Source organism: Corynebacterium sp. TUM25015, assembly GCF_056393505.1.
The window spans coordinates 1,625,084-1,647,993 of sequence record NZ_CM150783.1; the positions used below are offsets into that span (position 1 = coordinate 1,625,084).

17 protein-coding genes and 3 rRNA genes are annotated in these 22,910 nt (G+C 58.1%); 14 read left to right on the forward strand and 6 right to left on the reverse strand.

Annotation, left to right across the window (positions count from 1 at the left end; translation table 11 throughout):
• Window positions 1–49 precede the first annotated feature (49 nt).
• Together AC06DS_RS07360 and argH are read left to right on the forward strand one after the other, a co-directional pair.
• Window positions 50–1,246 (forward strand): argininosuccinate synthase, encoded by a 1,197-nt coding sequence (locus tag AC06DS_RS07360; RefSeq protein WP_293791954.1) that lies wholly within the window; start codon window positions 50–52, stop codon window positions 1,244–1,246.
• Window positions 1,247–1,292: 46 nt separating this feature from the next.
• Complete coding sequence (argH, locus tag AC06DS_RS07365) at window positions 1,293–2,732, forward strand: argininosuccinate lyase (RefSeq protein WP_448308335.1); 1,440 nt, start codon at window positions 1,293–1,295, stop codon at window positions 2,730–2,732.
• Here argH and AC06DS_RS07370 read toward each other — a convergent pair.
• The 6 genes from AC06DS_RS07370 to thiC are packed head-to-tail and all read right to left on the reverse strand — an operon-like array spanning window position 2,729 to window position 8,769.
• The gene (locus tag AC06DS_RS07370; protein ID WP_477100383.1) at window positions 2,729–3,916 is read right to left on the reverse strand and encodes a ThiF family adenylyltransferase; all 1,188 of its coding nucleotides are present in this window, start codon (window positions 3,914–3,916) and stop codon (window positions 2,729–2,731) included. The genes argH and AC06DS_RS07370 overlap by 4 nt on opposite strands.
• The gene (locus tag AC06DS_RS07375; RefSeq protein ID WP_293791951.1) at window positions 3,916–4,719 is read right to left on the reverse strand and encodes a thiazole synthase; all 804 of its coding nucleotides are present in this window, start codon (window positions 4,717–4,719) and stop codon (window positions 3,916–3,918) included. Before AC06DS_RS07375 ends, AC06DS_RS07370 begins: the two co-directional genes overlap by 1 nt.
• A gap of 10 nt (window positions 4,720–4,729) precedes the next feature.
• Window positions 4,730–4,948, reverse strand: coding sequence for a sulfur carrier protein ThiS (thiS, locus tag AC06DS_RS07380; protein WP_293791949.1), 219 nt, complete (start codon window positions 4,946–4,948; stop codon window positions 4,730–4,732).
• Between the two features lie 43 nt (window positions 4,949–4,991).
• The gene (gene thiO, locus AC06DS_RS07385) at window positions 4,992–6,158 is read right to left on the reverse strand and encodes a glycine oxidase ThiO (RefSeq protein WP_477100384.1); all 1,167 of its coding nucleotides are present in this window, start codon (window positions 6,156–6,158) and stop codon (window positions 4,992–4,994) included.
• A 42-nt stretch (window positions 6,159–6,200) separates the two neighbouring features.
• Entirely contained in the window at window positions 6,201–6,863 is a 663-nt protein-coding gene (locus AC06DS_RS07390; RefSeq protein WP_477100385.1) for a thiamine phosphate synthase, read from the reverse strand.
• Window positions 6,853–8,769, reverse strand: a complete 1,917-nt coding sequence (thiC, locus tag AC06DS_RS07395) for a phosphomethylpyrimidine synthase ThiC (RefSeq protein WP_293791946.1) — start codon at window positions 8,767–8,769, stop codon at window positions 6,853–6,855. Before thiC ends, AC06DS_RS07390 begins: the two co-directional genes overlap by 11 nt.
• Window positions 8,770–8,994: 225 nt before the next feature.
• On the opposite strand from thiC, the gene AC06DS_RS07400 reads away from it, so the two are divergent.
• The 12 genes from AC06DS_RS07400 (at window position 8,995) to AC06DS_RS07455 (ending at window position 22,909) form a co-directional block, all read left to right on the forward strand.
• A complete protein-coding gene (locus AC06DS_RS07400) occupies window positions 8,995–10,662 on the forward strand; it encodes a VWA domain-containing protein (protein ID WP_477100386.1) in 1,668 nt (555 codons plus the stop codon).
• A gap of 32 nt (window positions 10,663–10,694) precedes the next feature.
• Complete coding sequence (locus AC06DS_RS07405; protein WP_293791943.1) at window positions 10,695–11,345, forward strand: hypothetical protein; 651 nt, start codon at window positions 10,695–10,697, stop codon at window positions 11,343–11,345.
• Window positions 11,346–11,440: 95 nt separating this feature from the next.
• A complete protein-coding gene (locus AC06DS_RS07410; protein WP_293791941.1) occupies window positions 11,441–11,608 on the forward strand; it encodes a Trm112 family protein in 168 nt (55 codons plus the stop codon).
• Window positions 11,609–11,641: 33 nt separating this feature from the next.
• Window positions 11,642–12,937 carry a tyrosine--tRNA ligase gene (tyrS, locus tag AC06DS_RS07415; RefSeq protein WP_293791940.1) on the forward strand — a complete coding sequence of 432 codons (1,296 nt, stop codon included), beginning with the start codon at window positions 11,642–11,644 and terminating at the stop codon, window positions 12,935–12,937.
• Window positions 12,938–13,503: 566 nt separating this feature from the next.
• Window positions 13,504–15,026: ribosomal RNA gene (locus AC06DS_RS07420) — 16S ribosomal RNA — on the forward strand.
• 398 nt (window positions 15,027–15,424) lie between these two features.
• Window positions 15,425–18,495, forward strand: a 23S ribosomal RNA gene (locus tag AC06DS_RS07425).
• 144 nt (window positions 18,496–18,639) lie between these two features.
• Window positions 18,640–18,757 (forward strand): 5S ribosomal RNA (gene rrf / locus AC06DS_RS07430).
• The 16S, 23S and 5S rRNA genes sit together here, the layout of an rRNA operon.
• A 227-nt stretch (window positions 18,758–18,984) precedes the next feature.
• Window positions 18,985–19,893 (forward strand): tetratricopeptide repeat protein, encoded by a 909-nt coding sequence (locus AC06DS_RS07435; protein WP_293791151.1) that lies wholly within the window; start codon window positions 18,985–18,987, stop codon window positions 19,891–19,893.
• A 3-nt stretch (window positions 19,894–19,896) separates the two neighbouring features.
• Window positions 19,897–20,904: an HAD-IIA family hydrolase gene (locus AC06DS_RS07440; RefSeq protein ID WP_293791152.1), complete on the forward strand. Its 1,008-nt coding sequence runs from the start codon at window positions 19,897–19,899 to the stop codon at window positions 20,902–20,904.
• Window positions 20,905–21,081: a hypothetical protein gene (locus AC06DS_RS07445; protein ID WP_005294519.1), complete on the forward strand. Its 177-nt coding sequence runs from the start codon at window positions 20,905–20,907 to the stop codon at window positions 21,079–21,081. It begins immediately after the preceding gene.
• Window positions 21,081–21,932: a TlyA family RNA methyltransferase gene (locus AC06DS_RS07450; RefSeq protein ID WP_473963361.1), complete on the forward strand. Its 852-nt coding sequence runs from the start codon at window positions 21,081–21,083 to the stop codon at window positions 21,930–21,932. Before AC06DS_RS07445 ends, AC06DS_RS07450 begins: the two co-directional genes overlap by 1 nt.
• A complete protein-coding gene (locus AC06DS_RS07455; RefSeq protein ID WP_477100387.1) occupies window positions 21,929–22,909 on the forward strand; it encodes an NAD kinase in 981 nt (326 codons plus the stop codon). The genes AC06DS_RS07450 and AC06DS_RS07455 overlap by 4 nt, the downstream gene beginning before the upstream one ends.
• The last annotated feature ends 1 nt before the right edge of the window (window position 22,910 follow it).

A 22,910-nucleotide genomic window follows, 5' to 3' on the forward strand; every position in this document is an offset into this window, starting at 1 on the left:
ATAACGAAAAGAACACAAGAGAATCTTTCGAAGGGAAGCGTAGAGAAGAATGAAGGATCGCGTAGTACTCGCATACTCCGGCGGACTCGATACCACTGTTGCTATCAGCTGGATTGCCAAGGAGCGCAACGCTGAGGTCGTCTGTGTCTCCATCGACCTGGGCCAGGGTGGCGAGGACATGGAGACCGTCCGCCAGCGTGCACTGGGCGCCGGCGCTGTGGAGTCCATCGTCGTGGATGCCCGCGATGAATTCGCCAACGACTACTGCTTGCCGACGATCAAGGCCAACGGCATGTACATGAAGGAGTACCCGCTGGTCTCCGCTATCTCCCGCCCGCTGATCGTGAAGCACCTGTCTGAGGCTGCTGCCGAGCACGGCGGCACCGCTGTCGCCCACGGCTGCACCGGCAAGGGGAATGACCAGGTTCGTTTCGAGGTCGGCTTCGCCAACACCGCGCCAGATCTGGACATCATCGCCCCGGTTCGTGACTACGCTTGGACCCGCGAAAAGGCCATCGCCTTCGCTGAGGAAAATGGTATCCCGATTGAGCAGTCCAAGAAGTCCCCGTTCTCCATCGACCAGAACGTTTGGGGTCGCGCCGTGGAGACCGGCTTCCTGGAGGACCTGTGGAACGCACCGACCAAGGACGTGTACGCCTACACCGAGGATCCAGGTCTGGGTCAGGCCCCGGACGAGGTCATCATCTCCTTCGAGGCCGGCAAGCCCGTTGCCATTGACGGCAAGAAGGTCACCGTCCTGGAGGCCATTGAGGAGCTGAACCGCCGCGCTGGTGCACAGGGCGTAGGCCGCCTGGATATGGTCGAGGACCGCCTAGTGGGCATCAAGTCCCGCGAGATCTACGAGGCACCGGGTGCCATGACCCTGATCCGCGCTCACGAGGCCCTGGAGGCCGTCACGATTGAGCGCGAGCTGGCCCGCTACAAGCGCGGCATCGATGCTGAGTGGTCGAACCAGGTGTACGACGGCCTGTGGTTCAGCCCGCTGAAGCGCTCCCTAGACGCTTTCATTGAGTCCACCCAGAGCCACGTCACCGGCGACATCCGCCTGGTACTGCACGCAGGATCCATCACCGTCAACGGTCGCCGCTCCAGCAAGTCCTTGTACGACTTCAACCTGGCCACCTACGACGAGGGCGACTCCTTCGATCAGTCCATGGCTCGCGGCTTCGTGGAGCTGCACGGCCTGTCCTCCAAGATCGCCTCGAAGCGCGATCTGGCAAACTAACCGCTCAACAACGGCTAATAGGAAAAGAAAGGCAGCATTTCCAACCATGACCACCGAGGCACACGGCACAAACGAGGGCGCCCTGTGGGGTGGCCGCTTCTCCGGCGGCCCGACCGAGGCGATGGCCGCCCTGTCGAAGTCCACTCACTTCGATTGGGTTTTGGCTCCTTATGACGTGCTGGCCTCGCAGGCTCACGCACGGGTGCTGCACAAGGCCAACCTGCTGAGCGACGAGGATTTCGATACCCTCATCGCCGGTCTACAGAAGTTGGGCGCCGATGTCGCGGACGGTTCGTTCGGACCGGATCCCAGCGACGAGGATGTCCACGGCGCCATGGAACGCGGCCTGATCGATCGCGTCGGCCCCGAGGTCGGCGGTCGACTGCGTGCGGGACGCTCCCGCAATGACCAGGTGGCCACCTTGTTCCGTATGTGGCTACGCGACGCGATCCGCGACATCACCGCTGGTGTCCTGGATGTTGTCGATGCGCTGGTCGCCCAGGCAGACCGCCACCCGGAGGTCATTATGCCGGGCAAGACTCACTTTCAGGCCGCCCAGCCGGTACTCCTGTCTCACCAGCTATTGGCGCATGCACAGCCGCTGTTGCGCGATGTTCAGCGTTTCCAGGATCTCGACAAGCGCCTCGCCGTGTCCCCTTATGGTTCCGGCGCGCTGGCGGGTTCTTCTCTGGCGCTCGACCCGGAGGCTATCGCACAGGAGCTCGGGTTTGACTCTGCTGCGGATAACTCTATTGACGCCACCAGTTCCCGCGACTTCGCATCTGAGGCAGCCTTTGTGTTTGCCCAGGTGGCAGTGGATCTTTCCCGTCTTGCCGAGGAAATCATCGCCTGGTCCACCCCGGAGTTCGGTTATGTCACGCTTGCCGATGAGTGGTCGACTGGCTCGTCCATCATGCCGCAGAAGAAGAACCCGGATGTGGCTGAGCTTATGCGTGGCAAGACCGGCCGCTTGATCGGTAATGCCACCGGCCTGCTGGCCACGCTGAAGGCCATGCCACTGGCTTATAACCGCGACCTGCAGGAGGATAAGGAGCCAATTGCGGATTCCGTGGCTCAGTTGAACCTGCTGCTGCCGGCGATGGCTGGTCTGGTGGGTACCCTCACTTTCCACCCGGAGCGCCTGCGCGCACTCGCTCCCGCTGGCTTCACCCTGGCTACGGATCTGGCGGAGTGGATGGTGCGTCAGGGTGTTCCGTTCCGCGTTGCTCACGAGGCCTCTGGTTCCTGTGTGCGCATCGCTGAATCTCGCGGTGTGGATCTGGTGGATCTCACTGACGAAGAGTTGGCGGGCGTGCACGAGGCACTGACCCCTGAGGTGCGCGAGGTGCTGACTATCGACGGTGCAGTAGCTTCCCGCTCCACCCGCGGTGGCACCGCGGGTGTGCGCGTGGCAGAGCAAAAGGAGCGCGTACGCGAGGCAGCGAACGAAAACCGCAAGTGGGCCGAGAAGACCCGACTGGTTTAGATCTCTACCCCGTGCTTATTCGCCCCGCCGGGCAGGTTGTGCAAGCGCACTTCCTGCCCGGCGGCGTGCTGTTCAAAGCGTTCGACAAAGCTCGCAGAACGCTTCCCCGATGCGCAGTAGATCACGACGTCGGCGTTAGGTTCTTCGGCCCCGATACTGTCAAGGAGTTGTTCCGCCAGCTCCGGCTGTTCGCTCCACACGGAGGTGGGCAGGTGAAAGCCAGGGTGGATGGCGAAACTCGGCAGATCCTTGATGGCTTTCTCTCCCGGTTCACGCACATCAATCGCGACCGCCACGCCATTTTCAAGATCGTGTAGCAGCGAAGTCGCCTCTCCCATTTCCGCCTCACTGCTCGACGGCTCCACCGCACAATCTGACGCTTCTGCAGCCACGATCTTGGTAACCAGCTGCCGCTGAGGATCAGCGGTGACGTTGAAATGCTGAATACTGGCGCTAAGGGCGTCATAAATATGCAGCTTCCCAACCTGCTGTACGCGCGCGGACGGATCGCGCAGAAACTTGATGGTTTCGGTGGCCATGAGGCCGGCAACAACGGAGGTCGTCACACCTAGCACTCCGGCGGTCGCGCAGTCCGGCACACTGTCGGGATCCGGCTGGCTGGGGTAGAGGTCGCGCATGCCGACACCTCGACCATCCGGTTCTGCGGTAGAACCCGACCACCATACGGCCACGTCACCGCGATAACGCAGCACGGAACCCCATACCAGGGGAGTGCCGGTGGCCTCGGCGGCATCTGCGGCGAGGAACTTCGTCGCGAAGGTATCGGAGCCGTCGATCAACACGTCCACTCCCTCTAGCAGTTCAGCGGCATTGTCGGCGCCAAAACGCCCATGGAGACCATTAAAACGCAGTCCGGGCTGCAGCTCCCGCAGCCGTTCACCCGCGACATCCACCTTCGCCCGGCCGACGTCGCTGGCGCCGAACAGGATCTGGCGGTGAATATTGGTGATATCCACCGTGTCATCGTCAATGACGGAGATATGACCGACTCCCGCCGCTGCCAGTGATTGCATCAGCGGGCAACCGAGCCCACCCGCTCCAATCACCAGCACATGCGCCTCGTGTAGGCGCTCCTGTTCCCGCAGTCCGTGGCCTGGAAGGATCGTCTGCCGTGCCACGCGCTTTAACTCCGCTGCGGGCAGTGTTGTGTAATCGCTGAGCATTACAGAACCTCGTCAGCCCAGCCATCCCAGCTGGCCAGACCATCGAAGCTGGAGGAAGCAAGTGCGCCCTGTGCGTGCGTACGCTGCGGGATGCGTCCCGCTTCGCGTGCCAACCGTCCGGCTTCCACAGCAGCTTTCATGGCCTGTGCCATCGCAACCGGATCCTGGCAGCGATTGACTGCGCTAGCCAGTAGCACACCGGAGCAGCCCAGCTCCATCGCAAGTGCTGCGTCGGAGGCCGTACCCACGCCCGCGTCCAGCAGCACCGGAACCTGTGCGCGGGAGCAGATCAGTTCAATGTTGTGGGGGTTCAAAATGCCTAGTCCAGTGCCGATCGGGGAGCCCAGCGGCATGACGGCATCCACGCCTACGTCTTCCAGTCGCCTGGCAACCACCGGGTCGTCGCTGGTGTAGGCCAGCACCACAAAGCCCTCGGCCACCAGCATTTCGCAGGCATCCACCAGCTCCACCACGTCCGGCAGCAGTGTGTGGTCATCTGCGATTACTTCCACCTTCACCCAATTGGTTCCCAATGCTTCGCGTGCCAACTGGGCCGTCAACATCGCATCGCGTGCAGTCTGGCACCCGGCGGTGTTCGGCAGAACGTCGATATTCAGGCGATTTAGTAGCTCGAATACGCTCTCGCCGCCTCCCGTAGTCTGCGCACTGTGCCGGCGCATCGCCACCGTCGTCAGCTGAGTCCCGCTGGCCACCAGCGCTTCTTCCAACAGTGCCTGGCTGCTGGATCCACCGGTTCCCATGATGAGGTGTGAGTCGAATTCCTTATCTGCGATCTTCAGCATTGTCTTCTCTCTAGCCGCCCTGTACGGCGATCAGAATGTCCACGGCGTCACCTTCCGAAAGTGCGCGCCCCCAGTCACTGGCCGGTACGACGGAACGATTGACTGCTACCGCAACTCCCTTTGCACCCTCGACATCAGAAACCTCGCGGCCGGTTTCCGCAGCCACGACTTCGGCTACGGTCGGTGCAGTATCTGCCGACCGCGGCTCGTCATTGACCGTGTAGTTCATGGATTCTCCTTAGATCTTCTTCACAGCGCCCGTGGCATTGCCTCTAGGCATGTCGCAGTGGCGCGCAGTCGGTCAGGTTAATCTCCGGTTCCAACGTAGGAACCGGCAGGCCCATTCCCAATGCTGCCCCCACTGTAGCCCCCAGTGCGGACAGCAGAATGCCGTGGCGGAAGTAGCCGGTGGAGACCACCAGCTTGTCGTCGACCTTCCCCAGGTAGGGCAGGTCATCCGGGGTGCCCGGTCGTTCGCCGGTGATCGCTTCGATAAACTCGCACTCTTGCAGTCCGGGCACAATCCGGATCGCGTCGCGCAGCAGAGTGTAGACTCCGTCTACCGCCGGACCGCGGCGCGCGTCTTCCCGGCTGGTTGCGCCCACAGCAATGGTCCCGTCGGTGCGGGGGATGATGTACACCGGTCGATCCTCCACGAACCCCCTGATAACGCGCCCCACTGGGGAGTCCATGCCCTCGGGTACCCGCAGTCGCAGCATGTCGCCACGCACGGGGCGCAGCTTCAGCGGAGAGTGCTCGCCCCCGTACCAACCATGTACCTGCCCGGCACCCAACCCATTGCACAGGTACACCCTGCCTGCGGTATATGTCGCCCGGTCGGTTGTCACGGTTCCGGCTTGGCCGTCCACGCGGTTCACGCACTCGTCGAAAATGGTTACGCCCATGTTTTGCAGAGCATCCAGCAGTGCCGCGCAGTACATCCGTGGGTTCACTTGATGGTCGCCGGGGATTTCGACCACGCCGGAAAGCTGTGGACTGAGGCCTCTCTCTATCTTCCGCGCTTGGCGGAGTGGCAGCCGCTGCACTTCCATTCCATGCCCGTGCTGGTGATCGGTCAGCTCGGTGAGGTGTCGCGCGTCCGCCCGATCTGCTCCTACCACGAACGTTGATTCTGTTCTGTGTCCGGTGCTGCACGTAGTTTTCTCGCTCAGCCGTTGCAGCAGGTCGTCGTACAAGTTTTTGGACGCCACCATCAGCGGGTATAACGGCTCCTGTTTGTACTGCACTTCGGCCACTGGAGCCAGCATGCCTCCGGCGACGTAAGAAGCCCCACTGATAGGGGCCGGGTCGATCACTGCCACGGTCGCCGGATCTGCCCCGAAGTCCACGAGTTTGAACGCGGTGGATAGGCCGACGATTCCAGCTCCTACCACGATATGGGCATAGCGCTGGGAACTGACGGGACTGGGATTAGTCACGGGTTTTCACTTCTCTCTTAGGGCGGGTTGCAAACGGAGGCGTCATGAAGAAAAACCAGTGAGCACTTGGCGGGCGGTGCTGCGTGGGTCGGGGGAGTTCATAAAGCCCCGCACAATCGCCACGCCAGCAACTCCGGTAGAGGCGAGGTCGCGTGCGTCCTCAGCGCGCACGTCGCCAATGGCAACTACCGGGACGCGCGACGCTTCCACCAGCGCAGGGTAGCCCGCCAGCCCGAGCGGCTCCCGGCCGGAATTTTTGGTGGGGGTGGGGCGGAAAGGTCCGGCACCAATGTAGTCGATCACGTCGGCGTATTCGTTTGACTGCTGTACGAGTGGCAGAGTGCCGGTGGTGAGCCCGATGATTGCGTCGTCTCCCAGCACAGCGCGTGCCAGGCGCGGGTCGAGGTCGTCCTGGCCGATGTGAACACCGTGGATATGGTGATGCCCCATCAGGGCAGCAGCAACGTCCACGCGGTCGTCGATCAAGACCTTGGTAGCTGGGTTGACAGCTGCGACAGCGGCCGCGACCTCAATCGCGAGTGCGGTGAGATCCCGCACGCTAATGGGCTTGCTACGTACCTGCACAACACCGGCGCCACCGGAGGCTGCTGCTGCGGCGACATCCACCACTTTCTCGTGGGGTGTGCCCGTCACCAGATAGCAACGTAGATCTAGCTGATCTGCGCGCGAGTGCTTAGCGCTCACCTTGCGCTGCCGCCTCCTTTTGCAGATCCTCGGCAACTTCCTTGGCTTCGTCGCGGTTCAGGTACAGCTGGGAGCCCGCGCGGCGGAACTCCTCAGCCATTTCCTCTTCGCCCTCAGCACTCTGTGCTGCGTCGACGCTCTGTCGACCGAAGCCCGGCAGGCCCAGATCCTTGACCAGGGACTGCTTTTGGTCGGTGGCCAGCGCTTCGTCGATCTCGTCGCCGAAGGCATCGCGGATGTCCTGGCTGATGCGCATGGAGCAGAACTTAGGGCCACACATGGAGCAGAAGTGTGCCGTCTTCGCTGGCTCCGCAGGCAGAGTCTCATCGTGGTAAGCCTGAGCGGTATCCGGGTCCAGGGAAAGAGCGAACTGGTCGTGCCAGCGGAACTCGAAGCGAGCCTTACTCATAGCATCGTCCCACTCGTGGGCGCCCGGGTGTCCCTTGGCGACATCGGCGGCGTGTGCGGAGACCTTGTAGGTGATGACGCCGGTCTTTACGTCGTCCTTGTTCGGCAGACCCAGGTGTTCCTTCGGGGTCACGTAGCACAGCATTGCAGTGCCACCCATGGCGATGTTCGCCGCACCGATGGCAGAGGTGATGTGGTCATAGCCCGGAGCAATGTCCGTCACCAGTGGTCCCAGAGTGTAGAACGGTGCACCACCGCACCATTCCTGCTCCTTTTCGTTGTTGACCTGCACCATGTTCAGCGGCACGTGACCGGGACCTTCAACCATGACCTGCACGTCGTACTCCCAAGCGCGGTGGGTGAGCTCACCGATGGTCTTCAGCTCTGCGAACTGGGCGGCGTCGTTGGCGTCCGCAATGGAGCCCGGGCGCAGGCCATCGCCCAAAGAGAATGCGACGTCGTACTTGGCGAAGATCTCACACAGCTCGTCGAAGTTCTCATACAGGAACGACTCCTTGTGGTGCGCCAGGCACCAGCCGGCCATGATGGAACCGCCGCGGGAGACGATGCCGGTGACGCGCTTCGTGGTCAGCGGCACGAACGGCAGGCGCACGCCTGCGTGGATCGTCATGTAGTCCACGCCCTGTTCGCACTGCTCAATGACGGTATCGCGGAAGATCTCCCAGGTTAGGTCCTCGGCTACGCCGTCGACCTTCTCAAGTGCCTGGTAGATAGGCACGGTACCGATCGGTACAGGGGAGTTCCGCAGAATCCATTCGCGGGTGGTGTGGATGTCGTTACCGGTGGAAAGATCCATTACGGTATCCGCGCCCCAGCGGGTCGCCCAGCGCAGCTTATCCACTTCCTCGCGAATAGAGGAGGTGACGGCGGAGTTACCGATGTTGGCGTTGATCTTGGTGGTGAAGGCGTTGCCGATAATCATCGGCTCGGACTCCGGGTGGTTGATGTTGTTCGGAATAATGGCCTTACCGGAGGCCACCTGTTCGCGAACCTTCTCTACATCACAGTGCTCACGGAGCGCTACGAACTCCATTTCCGGGGTGATGATTCCCTGGCGGGCATAGTGCATTTGGGTAACACGCTTACCCTCCTTTGCACGCAGCGTGGCGCGGGTAGAACCCTTCCACTCTTCACTGGCCTGTCCGCGCTTGACGGCACGGTTGCCGTCATCCAGTAGGTTGCGACGACGACCGTCGTAGGCCTCCACATCGTCGCGGGCTTCGATCCATTCGCTGCGCAGTCCCTGCAGCCCCTCGGTGGGTTCCGCCCACGGGCCGCGGGTGCGGTAGATCCTCACCGGCTCATTTGGGCCGGTCGGCGAGTCGTCCAATTGGATCTCAGTCTCCGGCACCTGCAGCGTGAAGGTCTTGCCGAAGGATTCCACCGTTTTCTCGATGGGGGAGAAGCTGTGCTTCGGGTGAATCTCCGCGCCGTACTCGTCGGTGGGGGTGATGTTCTGGGTAGACGTATCCGTCATTAAGACTCTCCTGACTCTTCCTTCGCTGGTTCTAACCAGACAGGTTCTAGCGGTACTCGCGCGGGGCTTCAGCGCGATCTCAGCTCGATACCTCGAGCGCCCGTGTTCGGTTGTGCTCTCCACTGTAACGCACCTCTCACAACCGTGTAGTTCCGGCCTGCCGGGATGATGGATTTGAACCAATTTGAACTGAAATGGAGTGATCCCTGCCATAAAATCGGCCTTATGACTAGTGCTTATCCCAGCAGCTTTAGCCACAGTGATGGAAATGCCGGTGGTAGGAAGGGCAAATCCAAAGTCATTCTCGTGGTTATTTTGTTGTTAGTAGCAGCAGGTGCCTACGTGTTTGGCAAAGATGGTTCCAACGGTGCAGCGCCGTGGGACGATGAGCGTTCAATTGATTACAGCAAGCCGCTCAAAATCGTTGCCGCCACAGAGCTATCGGATATGGAGCCATTCATCAAACAAGCTTCTGCGGATCTAGGCTTCTACATTCAGATGGATTACGACAGTGGCACGCTCGTCAATACCCGGAATCTGCTCGATGGCGCTTACTCGGATAAGTATGACGCCACGTGGTTTGCAACCGATGCCTTTGCCAAAGTGCAGGGGCCGAATCCGCAGACTATCCATTACAGTATTGCCCGCTCGCCGATAGCTTTGGGGATAAAGAAGGACGTGATGGACCGCCTGGGGTGGCACCACAGGGAGGTCAAATGGGCGGATATTGCGGACGCTGCGGCGCGCGGAGATCTGACATTTGGCATGACGGATCCACAAGAATCCAACTCTGGTTTCCTTACTCTGCTTTCTGTGTTCGCCGAGTTTGGGCACTTTCCGAAGAACGAGCCTTTTGATATTTCGAAGGCGAGCATTAACGAACCTAGTTTGAAGGACTTTTTCTCAGGACAGACGATTACTTCGGGATCCTCGGGCTGGTTGCGCGATACTTTCTTGAAGAACCCCGACAAAGCGGATGGAATTTTCAATTACCAGTCCGTTTTGGAATCTATGAAGGAAAATGATGGGGCCGATATCGACGTGATTATTCCGGGGGAGGCTACGGGAGTAGCCGATTATCCCCTTTCCCCTCTCCGCAGGGATGGCGACCAAGATGCCGAAAGAGATTCGCAGGCAAAGGTTAGGGCACTATCCAGTTGGTTTGATGAACACAGAGCCGAGGTGGAAGAGAAGACTCATCTAGACGCGGAGCCGGTGTATGCGCGGAATGAGGAAGCTGAGTCTTACTATCAGTACCCAGAAACACAGGGAGACATTGATTTTCTCAATCGCCTCTATCACGATGTGCTGCGCCGACCGGCAGATAGCAATTTCTTGCTCGATACCTCCGGCTCAATGCGGGGCAAGCGTCTCAAAGATCTAAAGGCCATCCTAACCAGCCTGATTAATGGCACTGCGGGAGAAAAAGATAATCCAAAGGGCTTTAGCCGGCGTGAAACGATCAAGTTCATGCCATTCAGCAGCAAGGTTGCGGAAGGCTATACCCAAGAGCACTTCGACCCGGCCAGTGCGGAACAAAAGCGAGGTCTGCAGGATTACGTAAATGGTTTGCAACCTCGCGGTGAGACTGCGATCTACGACGCAGTGTTACAGGCCTATGAGCAAGCGGATAAGAACGGTGACTTGCTGAGCTCTATTGTTCTGATGACTGACGGGGCGTCGAATGCCGGTACGAATCGCAAGGACTTCATCAATAGATTGGATCGCAAACTAGCTACAACGAAACGCAAGATTCCAGTTTTCGTGATCCTTTATGGTGAGTCGAGCGAGGAGGAGATGAACTTTTTGGCCGATTACACCGGTGGCAAGGTTTTCGACGCCCGCAGTGGGGACATGGCCAAGGCATTTGAGGAGATTCGTAGCTACCAGTAGGGCGCTACCAGGACGTCGAAAGAGGCAAAGACATGATGGATCCCAAGTACTATTCGAAAGCACTGGTCGCGCCGGTAGTCTTCGTCACTACTGCGGCTGTCCACTCGCAGGTGGATCTCGGCTCTCTGTGGGTAGTCGTGGCGGTGGCTCTTGCCAGCGTCGCCTGGGTTCTTACGCCCGAACGGGAGGTGCCGAATAGTACGTACGGAAAGCATGCAGTGGAAAACAGTCGACAAGAGCCTTTAAGCGGGCCGATGTCTTCAAATGCAACCGTCGCGAACTATTCATTGCAGAATATTCGGGGCTACTGCAAACGAATAAAACAGACCGTGGATGTGACAGACCTGCAGCGCCAGCAACTCCACTCAGACTTGGATCACTTTTATGCCACCTGCAAGGACATAGCAGGTGAGTGGGATCACTTGGCTGCCGATGCCTTGCAGGAAGATAAAGTCCGTCGCATCATGGATAGCTATTTCCCAAAGACCTGTGAGCTTTTGGAAGGGATGCCAACCGCTACGCATGCTCACGCGGTGGAGGATTTCCGTGCCTCGCTGGCGGTATTGCAGTCGGAGATGGATGAAGTTCACCGGGCTGTATTGCAAAACAACCTTCAAGAGTTGAAGGATAATCGCACGTTCCTGGAGCTACAGTTTGGTGTCGTACGCAAGCCGGAGGAATGATCCTCGCCGCGACCCTCGACAGAGCGAATAGCTATTGGGCGGCGTAGGGGGCGTCACTAAGAAAGAAGCCGGGGCAACCGGCTACACTAAGCAACATGATTGACCAGAAGCTCCTAGAGATCCTCGCGTGCCCCATCGACAAGCAGCCGCTGGAGGATCACGGTGACTATTTGGTGAACCCCCGCCTGAACAAGGCCTATCCGGTGCAGGACGGCATCCCGGTATTGCTGGTCGAAGAAGCTAAAGACTGGCTCGTTAAATAGCGACGCATTTTAGAGGAACGAGAACGAGTACGCATGAGCGACAACAAGAACATCATTGACGAACTGCAGTGGCGCGGCCTGATTAATCAGTCCACGGACCTGGAGGCGCTGAAGGAGGCCACGCAGGATCCCATCACGCTGTACTGCGGTTTCGACCCGACAGGTAGCTCTCTGCATGCAGGTCACCTGGTGCCACTAATCATGCTAAAGCGATTCCAGCAGTTTGGTCACCGACCGATCACCCTGGCCGGCGGTGCTACCGGCATGATCGGCGACCCACGCGACGTGGGCGAACGCTCCATGCTCTCCGAGGATCAGATCGGTGAGAACATGGTGGCTATCAAGAAGCAGCTGGAGGCCTTTGTGGACTTCACTGGCGAAGATAATGAAGATAATGTAACCAGCCCCGCAGTCATGGTGAATAACGCGGACTGGATTAGCCAGATGAACGTCATTGAGTATCTGCGCGATGTCGGCAAGAACTTCTCATTGAACACCATGCTGGATCGCGAGACGGTGAAGCGACGCCTCGAATCCGACGGCATTTCCTACACCGAATTTTCCTACATGCTGCTGCAGGCAAACGACTATGTTCACCTGCACAACGAGTACGACTGCGTGCTTCAGATCGGCGGCGGCGACCAGTGGGGCAACATTGTTTCCGGCGTGGATCTGAACCGTCGTATTAATGGTGCGAAGGTACACGGGCTGACCGTGCCGCTGGTCACGGATGCAGAGGGCAATAAGTTCGGTAAGTCCACTGGCGGCGGAAAGCTTTGGCTCGATCCGCAGTTGACCAGCCCGTACTCCTGGTACCAGTACTTCATTAACGCTGGTGATTCCGTGGTGATTGACTACTTGCGTTGGTTCACCTTCCTTTCCCAGGAAGAGATCGCGGATCTCGAGCGGAAGGTCGCTGAGGAACCTTACAAGCGTGAGGCTCAGCGCGTGCTTGCTCGCGAGATGACCACGCTGGTGCATGGCGCAGATGCAACCGAGGCTGTAGAGCTGGCTGCGCAGGCACTCTTTGGCAAGGCTGAGCTGCAGGATCTGGATGAAGCTACCTTGTCCTCTGCATTGCAGGAGACTGAGGTCGCCGAGGTAGGGGCGGAAGCGACGATCCTGGATCTGCTCGTCGAATCTGGTCTGGAGAAGTCGAAGGGTGCTGCCCGTCGCACCGTTGGGGAGGGTGGCGCGTATGTGAACAACCAGCGTATCGAGGACATCGAATGGTCGCCCTCCGCCGACGACCTGCTGCATGGTTCGTGGCTGGTGCTTCGCAAGGGCAAGAAGCGTTTCGCCGGTGCGCGTGTTGGGGGTTCTTCATAGTGACGCCACGCCATACGGCCTATAACGGCTAAAGCGATCCCTTGGTAGTTGCGTTTTTGCGCTTCTACCAGGGGATTTGTGTGTTAGTTGGGGCGGGTGTACATTAAATCAAGTCGCCGAGAGCGAGCAGGACAAAGATTCTGACTCAGACGATCGGTGTGCGTAGGTTGTTTGAGAACTCAATAGCGTGATGAACCAAGTTTAGATACTTTGTTGACCAACCTTTGTGTTGATTCTGATGCATTGTATGTCTTTTGCTTTGTGACTTGTTTCAGCTTCTCGTTGGCTCATATGGATTATGGGTTGATGGTGGTTACGCCAGCGTGGTGTTAACGTCTCCACGTTATGTAATGTGCGTATCCCAGCGTGCCTCTTTTTTGTTGGGTGTGCGTTGGGCTGATAATGGTTTTGTTTGAAGTGGTGGATGTATGTTGTGTCGGTCAATGACCAGCAATGTTTTGTTGGTGTTGGTTGATGTGATTTATTTATCCTTTTTTCAATTCTTTTGTCAGTAATTTTGTTTTTTGTTTGCCTGGTTTTCAGGCTCGCCTGTGTCTGATGACATTTTTATGGAGAGTTTGATCCTGGCTCAGGACGAACGCTGGCGGCGTGCTTAACACATGCAAGTCGAACGGAAAGGCCTCTGCTTGCAGAGGTACTCGAGTGGCGAACGGGTGAGTAACACGTGGGTGATCTGCCTTGCACTTCGGGATAAGCCTGGGAAACTGGGTCTAATACCGGATAGGACCATGCTTTAGTGTGTGTGGTGGAAAGTTTTTCGGTGCAAGATGAGCCCGCGGCCTATCAGCTTGTTGGTGGGGTAATGGCCTACCAAGGCGACGACGGGTAGCCGGCCTGAGAGGGTGTACGGCCACATTGGGACTGAGACACGGCCCAGACTCCTACGGGAGGCAGCAGTGGGGAATATTGCACAATGGGCGCAAGCCTGATGCAGCGACGCCGCGTGGGGGATGAAGGCCTTCGGGTTGTAAACTCCTTTCGCTAGGGAAGAAGCCTTTTTGGTGACGGTACCTGGATAAGAAGCACCGGCTAACTACGTGCCAGCAGCCGCGGTAATACGTAGGGTGCGAGCGTTGTCCGGAATTACTGGGCGTAAAGAGCTCGTAGGTGGTTTGTCGCGTCGTCTGTGAAATCCCGGGGCTTAACTTCGGGCGTGCAGGCGATACGGGCATAACTAGAGTGCTGTAGGGGAGACTGGAATTCCTGGTGTAGCGGTGAAATGCGCAGATATCAGGAGGAACACCGATGGCGAAGGCAGGTCTCTGGGCAGTTACTGACGCTGAGGAGCGAAAGCATGGGTAGCGAACAGGATTAGATACCCTGGTAGTCCATGCCGTAAACGGTGGGCGCTAGGTGTGGGGTTTTTATTTACGATTCCCGTGCCGTAGCTAACGCATTAAGCGCCCCGCCTGGGGAGTACGGCCGCAAGGCTAAAACTCAAAGGAATTGACGGGGGCCCGCACAAGCGGCGGAGCATGTGGATTAATTCGATGCAACGCGAAGAACCTTACCTGGGCTTGACATACACCGGATCGCTGCAGAGATGTAGTTTCCCTTGTGGCTGGTGTACAGGTGGTGCATGGTTGTCGTCAGCTCGTGTCGTGAGATGTTGGGTTAAGTCCCGCAACGAGCGCAACCCTTGTCTTGTGTTGCCAGCACGTTATGGTGGGGACTCGCGAGAGACTGCCGGGGTTAACTCGGAGGAAGGTGGGGATGACGTCAAATCATCATGCCCCTTATGTCCAGGGCTTCACACATGCTACAATGGTCGGTACAGTGGGTTGCGATACCGTGAGGTGGAGCTAATCCCTTAAAGCCGGTCTCAGTTCGGATTGGAGTCTGCAACTCGACTCCATGAAGTCGGAGTCGCTAGTAATCGCAGATCAGCAACGCTGCGGTGAATACGTTCCCGGGCCTTGTACACACCGCCCGTCACGTCATGAAAGTTGGTAACACCCGAAGCCAGTGGCCCAAACTTGTTAGGGAGCTGTCGAAGGTGGGATTGGCGATTGGGACGAAGTCGTAACAAGGTAGCCGTACCGGAAGGTGCGGCTGGATCACCTCCTTTCTAAGGAGTATTTTTGTTTATTTTTTTCTGGGTGAATAGGTAACCGGTTCAGCCACGTGTGTGGTTGTTGGTTGTTGGATCGTGTCACATTGTTTGTTTAAGAGTGTGCGTGTGTTGGGGTTGGCACTGTTTTGTGGGGTTGGGTTAGCGAAGTTTTTGGTTTGTCATGGCTGTTGGGTGTCTGGGACAATCTATTGTTCCTTTGTGTGAGCGCCTTGAAGTGATGTGATTGCCGATAGTGGTGATTGTGTTGTTTTGGGTGTTGTGTTGTTTGAGAACTGTATAGTGGACGCGAGTATCTTCTTTTTTGTGATTTTTGTTTGAAATCATTGTGTTCATGCGCTGATGGTCTGCACTGTTGTGGTGTGGGTTGTTGGTGTGTGGGTGTCTTAGTATTTTGTGTTGTCTGTGAAGGGCGCACGGTGGATGCCTTGGGCATGATAAGCCGATGAAGGACGTGGAAGGCCGCGATAGTCCTCGGGGAGTTGTCAATCGAGCGTTGATCCGAGGGTGTCCGAATGGGGAAACCTGGCCACAGTTGTGTGTGGTCGCTGCATGGATGAATTCATAGTTTGTGTGGTGGTAACGCGGGGAAGTGAAACATCTCAGTACCCGTAGGAGAAGAAAATAATAATGATTCTGCTAGTAGCGGCGAGCGAACGTGGATTTTGGCTAAACTGCATGCGTGTGATACCTGGCAGGGGTTGCGTGTGTGGGGTTGTGGGGTTGTGTTGTGCGGTGCTGCCATGCCGTGCCTTGGCATTGTGTGTTAGCGGAAGTGGTTTGGAATGGCCTGCCGTAGACGGTGAGAGTCCGGTACGTGAAAGCATGTGGTGTTGGGGTTGATGTGATACCCGAGTAGCAGCGGGCTCGTGGAATCTGCTGTGAATCTGCCGGGACCGCCCGGTAAGCCTGAATACTTATTGTGACCGATAGTGTATGAGTACCGTGAGGGAATGGTGAAAAGTACCCCGGGAGGGGAGTGAAATAGTACCTGAAACCGTGTGCCTACAAGCCGTCAGAGCCTTTTGGGTGATGGCGTGCCTTTTGAAGAATGAGCCTGCGAGTCAGCGGCATGTCGCGAGGTTAACCCGTTATGTGGGGTAGCCGTAGGGAAACCGAATCCTAATGAGGGTGTTGTGAGTGGCATGTCCTGGACCCGAAGCGGGGTGATCTACCCATGGCCAGTGTGAAGCAGCTGTAAGAGGCTGTGGAGGCGCGAACCCACTTAGGTTGAAAACTGAGGGGATGAGTTGTGGGTAGGGGTGAAAGGCCAATCAAACTCCGTGATAGCTGGTTCTCCCCGAAATGCATTTAGGTGCAGCGTCGTGTGTTTCTTGCCGGAGGTAGAGCTACTGGTTGGTTGAGCGGGACTATCATCTTAGCGACGTCAGCCAAACTCCGAATGCCGGTAAGTCAGAGCGCGGCAGTGAGACTGCGGGGGATAAGCTTCGTTAGTCGAGAGGGAAACAGCCCAGATCGCCGGTTAAGGCCCCTAAGAGTGTGCTAAGTGGAAAAGGATGTGGGATCGCGAAGACAGCCAGGAGGTTGGCTTAGAAGCAGCCATCCTTGAAAGAGTGCGTAATAGCTCACTGGTCGAGTGGTTCTGCGCCGACAATGTAGTGGGGCTCAAGTACACCGCCGAAACCGCGGAACTCAACTGTTGTTGGGTTGGTAGGGGAGCGTCGTGTGATCGTTGAAGCTGCCGGGTGACCGTGTGGTGGAGGTTATGCGAGTGAGAATGCAGGCATGAGTAGCGAATGATGCGTGCGAAACGTATCCGCCGGATGACTAAGGGTTCCTGGGTCAAGCTAATCTTCCCAGGGTGAGTCGGGTCCTAAGGCGAGGCCGACAGGCGTAGTCGATGGTTAACGGGTTGATATTCCCGTACCCGTGTGTGTGCGACCAATGGTGAATCAGTGATACTAACTGCCCTGAAGTATGCTGCATGCACTTTGTGTGTGTGGTGTGTGGATGCGTAGGACCTGATCTGGTAGTAGCCAAGCGATGGGGTGACGCAGGAAGGTAGCCAAGCCACTTATTGGATTGTGGTGTAAGCGTGTGGCCCGCAGGAATTGGTAAATCCGTCCTGCATGTAGGGTGAGGCGTGATGCGTACCCGTTGTGGGGATGTTGGTGATCCTATGCTGTCGAGAAAAGCCTCTAGTGAGTGCATGTACGGCCCGTACCGTAAACCGACACAGGTGGTCAGGTAGAGAATACTAAGGCGTTCGGGTGAACTGTGGTTAAGGAATTCGGCAAAATGGCCCCGTAACTTCGGGAGAAGGGGTGCCACTACTGGTGAACGACGTGTTGAGCTGGTGGTGGTCGCAGAGAATAGAGGGAAGCGACTGTTTACTAAAAACACAGGTCCGTGCGAAGACTTTAAGTCGATGTATACGGACTGACGCCTGCCCGGTGCTGGAAGGTTAAGAGGACCTGTTAGGACGCTTTGTCCGAAGCGGAGAATTTAAGCCCCAGTAAACGGCGGTGGTAACTATAACCATCCTAAGGTAGCGAAATTCCTTGTCGGGTAAGTTCCGACCTGCACGAATGGCGTAACGACTTCCCTGCTGTCTCAACCACAGGCCCGGTGAAATTGCAGTACGAGTAAAGATGCTCGTTACGCGCGGCAGGACGAAAAGACCCCGGGACCTTCACTATAGCTTGGTATTGGTGTTCGGTTCGGTTTGTGTAGGATAGGTGGGAGACTGTGAAGCGGTCACGCTAGTGGTTGTGGAGTCGTTGGTGAAATACCACTCTGATCGGATTGGGCATCTGAACCTCGGCCCGTGATCCGGGTTAGGGACAGTGCCTGGTGGGTAGTTTAACTGGGGCGGTTGCCTCCCAAAGTGTAACGGAGGCGCCCAAAGGTTCCCTCAGCCTGGTTGGCAATCAGGTGTTGAGTGTAAGTGCACAAGGGAGCTTGACTGTGAGACTGACAGGTCGAGCAGGTACGAAAGTAGGGACTAGTGATCCGGCACCGGCTTGTGGAAGCGGTGTCGCTCAACGGATAAAAGGTACCCCGGGGATAACAGGCTGATCTTCCCCAAGAGTCCATATCGACGGGATGGTTTGGCACCTCGATGTCGGCTCGTCGCATCCTGGGGCTGGAGTAGGTCCCAAGGGTTGGGCTGTTCGCCCATTAAAGCGGCACGCGAGCTGGGTTTAGAACGTCGTGAGACAGTTCGGTCTCTATCCGCCGTGCGCGTTGAAACTTGAAGAAGGCTGTCCCTAGTACGAGAGGACCGGGACGGACATACCTCTGGTGGGCCAGTTGTCACGCCCGTGGCATGGCTGGTTGGCTACGTATGGGAGGGATAACCGCTGAAAGCATCTAAGCGGGAAGCCTGTTCTGAGATGAGGTTTCTTTTGAGGTTCCCTATAGATTATGGGGTTGATAGGCCGGATCTGGAAGTCATGTGAGTGATGGAGGTGACCGGTACTAATTGGCCGATGTTCAACACATTGAACCACGTTTGTGGTTGTGGCTAAGACGATTTCGGATTGTCGCATGAGTGTGTACTCGCGTTTGTTATGCAGTGTCTGGAACGGCACTACACACCAGCGAACCCTGGGGTTTGGTTGGGTGTGTGTTTTGTTCTGTATGGTTTGTCGGTGGTTGTTAGCGGTGGGGTCACGCCCGGTCCCTTTCCGAACCCGGAAGCTAAGCCTACCTGCGCTGATGGTACTGCACCTGGGAGGGTGTGGGAGAGTAAGTCACCGCCGGCATTAAAACTTAAAAGATGGGGTGTGGGTCGTTGTAGCCTTTTAAAGGGTTACAGCAACCCACACCTCATTTTTTTTATGTCTAACTGCGCTGCTGCGGACAAGTAGGCGTCCCCACAAAGCCCAGCTCGATTGCGCCGCCGCAACGCAGGAAACTAGGATTGATAAGGTTCACGGGGCGGACCCGAAAACCTGAAGACAAATAGACGACGGAAGGTGCACTCCCAAGCATGGTTGAGAATTCAAACAGCAATCGCGGTCGTGGAGGACGACCACAGGGTGATGGCAAATTCCGCAACAAGGGTGGGTTCAAGCCCAACCGCGGCGGGCGCCCAAACCGTAACTCCAATAAAAAGCGCAGCTCTAACTGGGACACCCAGCGCGGCCCGCACAGTGGTCCTCAGCGCGCAGGTTACCGAGAGGAACGCCTGAACAAGCGCCTCAATGAACCCGAAGTGCCTCAGGATCTCGACCCCAAGGAGCTAGATCCTTCCGTACGCCAAGAACTCCGCAGCTTGTCCAAAGACAACGCAGACATGGTGGCGAAGCACCTAATCATGGCCGCCACTCTGCTAGATAATGAGCCGGAAAAGGCACTGGCTCACGCTCGTGCTGCGAAGGATCGTGCGGGCCGCGTTTCCGTGGCACGCGAGACCTGCGGAATCGTCGCCTACCACGCAGGCGAGTGGAAGGAAGCTATTTCCGAACTGCGCGCCGCACGTCGAATGGCCGGTGGCCCAGGCCTGCTTCCTGTCCTCGCCGACTGCGAGCGTGGGCTTGGCAAGCCTGAGAAAGCCCTTGATGTCGCCAATGATCCTCAAGCGGATCAACTGGATGCAGAATCTAAGGTGGAGCTTGCTATCGTCGTCGCAGGCGCCCACCAGGATCTCGACCATCCAAATGACGCGCTCTCAGCGCTCGAAGCGCAGCTAGAAAATGCTGAGGCACCTGATGTCACTCGTATGCGCCTTTTCTACGCTTATGCCGATGCCCTCGTAACCGTTGGCCGCAAGAAAGAGGCTGTGGAGTGGTTTAACCGCGCCGCAGAAATGGATACCGAAGAAGTACTCGATGTGTCCGACCGTCTGGCCGAGCTGGACGAAGACCAAGAGGCCGCATCCCAAAGCGAGGAAAAATAGCCGATGGCCCACCCGCTGCTGGACAACTACGACGCACTTCTTGCCGATCTCGACGGTACGGTCTTTTCCGGCCATACCCCGATTCCAGGTGCAGCAGAAGGCCTAGCCGGTCGCCAGGTGATGTACGTGACCAACAATGCTTCCCGCGCACCCCAACAAGTCGCGGAGCATCTGAACTCGATGGGGTTTAAGGCCGACGCGGATCATGTTGTCACGTCCGCCATGGCGGCCTGCGATCTCGGCAAGCAGTACATTGCTGATTCCGGCGTCGACCAACCACGAGCATTTGTGATCGGCCACGAATCATTCAAACAGTTGGTCGCAGATGCAGGCTTTACCGTCACCGATACCGCCGACGACCACCCGCACGTCGTCTTCCACGGCCATAGCCCAGATAATGACTGGGCGCGGCTTTCCGAAGGCGCCTTGGCTATCCAGCACGGCGCCCGCTACTTTGCTTCCAACTTGGATACGACTCTGCCCTCGGAGCGCGGTTTCATGGTCGGCAACGGGTCGATGGTCGCCGCCGTCACCTCCGCTACGGGCGTGACCCCGGAATCCGCAGGCAAGCCAGGCCCCGCCATGTTTCTGGTTGCTGCTCGGAAGATCGGTTCCACCAAGCCACTAGCCGTCGGCGATCGGCTGGATACTGACATCGCCGGTGGTAATGCAGCAGGTATGGATACTCTCTGCACCGTCACTGGGGTGTCTACCCACACCGATATTATTGACGCCCCGCCGTCCCACCGGCCAACGTTCATTGCAGGTAACCTACGGGATCACCTCGCCGGATGGTCAGCCAGCGTGGACCCGGGTACTGCTCGTATCCGCGTTACCGCTGGTGAACTTGGTGACGTGGAAATCATGGCCGCTGAAGCACTGGCCGTAGCCGCGCCGGAGGCGTGGCAGCTGATCGACAACCCTGACATCTCGCAGATCACCTCCGCTGCGGATATTGACTTTGTGGGTGCAGACGCACAAGCCATGGAGGCACTAGGAGGTTGGAAGTAAGTGGGAGAGGGGCAGCCGAAACCTTCGATGTTGTCGGGGGACAGTAGGCGTCAACAAGAAGAGCTAGCACAGGCCGTCGACGAGTTACTGGCGCGTGATGTACACGGCGCGGAAGAAGCAGCCGTGTTGGAGGAAGCTCACCGGGTGGTTAACGAGGCACTCGGAGGCGAGCGCTGATGGCGAAAAGGGGTGCCAAGCTGCAGCGTCTCGACGCGGAACTGGTGGCGCGTAAGATCGCCCGGAGCCGGGAACACGCCCAGGAGATGATTAAATCCGGGCGTGTGACCGTCAATGGAATGTTAGCGAAGAAGCCCGCCAGCGGGGTGGACGGCAATGTCTCCATCAAAGTGGCGGAATCCGAAGACGACCGTTGGGCTAGCCGAGGTGCGCATAAACTCCTTGGGGCGCTGGAGGCATTCGAGCCGCAAGGGCTAACGCTTGCAGGCAAGACTGTTCTGGATGCCGGCGCTTCGACCGGTGGTTTTACCGATGTGTGCCTAGACCGTGGTGCCGCGAAGGTCAAGGCCGTGGATGTGGGCTATGGACAGCTCATCTGGCGGCTGCAAAACGACGACCGGGTGGATGTTATGGATCGTACGAACGTGCGCACCCTCACCCCGGAAGCACTTGGCGGCGAAGTGGACCTGATGGTCGGCGACTTGAGCTTCATTTCCATCCGCTTGGTTCTGCCAGCCCTGGCTGCTTGTGTGAAACAGGGCGGAGATCTGCTGCCGATGGTTAAGCCCCAATTTGAGGTGGGGAAGGATCGCCTAGGACACGGCGGTGTGGTCCGGAGCCCTGAACTGCGCGCCGAAGTTACCCGCGACGTGGCAATTGAGGCGATGAAGTATGGTTTGAGGACGAAGGCCGTTGTCGCCTCTCCTCTGCCAGGGCCGAGTGGCAATGTGGAGTATTTTCTCTGGTTGGTCAAGGACGGCGCTGCGGTTTCGCCTAGCATGGGTGCAGAGGCTGACTACACCGGCCTGGACGAGATGATCGCAACCGCCATCAAGGAGGGGCCGCAGTGACCACACCGGGGACTGACCACGGCGCGGAACGCAGTGCCGACAACGGCGCCGATACAGGCAGTGACAAGAACGCGGAGCGCGAAGTCCTGCTGGTTGCGCACACTGGCGTACACGAAAACCTCGGGCTGGCTGCCGAGGCTGCATCTCGGCTACAAAAGGGCGGCGTCAACGTCCGCGTGATGGCTACCGCCGACCCAGCCCCGGTAGCGCGCCACGAGATCCTGGGCCGCTTTAAGCGCTTTGGCCACACCAAGGAAGCGGCCACGGGCGTGGAAATGGTGATCGTCTTGGGCGGCGATGGCACGTTCCTCCGCGCTGCCGATATTGCGCATTCCGCGGATGTACCGGTTCTCGGCATCAACATGGGCCATATCGGCTTCCTTGCAGAGTGGGAACAAGAGTCCCTGCAGGAGGCCGTGGATCGCGTGATCGATCGCGATTACCGCATCGAGGATCGCATGACCCTCTCCATTACTGCCCGCGATATGGATGGTCGTGTGCTGGGCACGGGCTGGGCGCTCAATGAGTGTTCGGTAGAGAACCTGAACCGCCAGGGTGTCCTGGATACGATCCTGGAGGTCGACGAGCGGCCTGTTTCCTCGTTCGGTTGCGACGGTGTTTTGGTATCGACGCCCACCGGCTCCACCGCCTACGCCTTCAGTGCAGGTGGCCCGGTTCTGTGGCCGGAGCTGGATGCGATTCTGGTGGTTACCAGCAACGCGCACACGCTGTTCAGCCGTCCGCTGGTGGTTTCCCCGAACTCGATGGTGGCAGTAGAGACGAACCCATCGACCTCGCCCGCAACGGTTGTTATGGATGGTTTCCGCCAGATTCACATGCCCCCTGGCGCCCGCGTGGAGATTCGCCGTGGCCCGCAGCCGGTGCGGTGGGTACGTCTGGATTCCGCACCTTTCACTGACCGCCTGGTGCATAAGTTCCGTTTGCCTGTGACGGGCTGGAGGGGCCCGCGTCACTAGC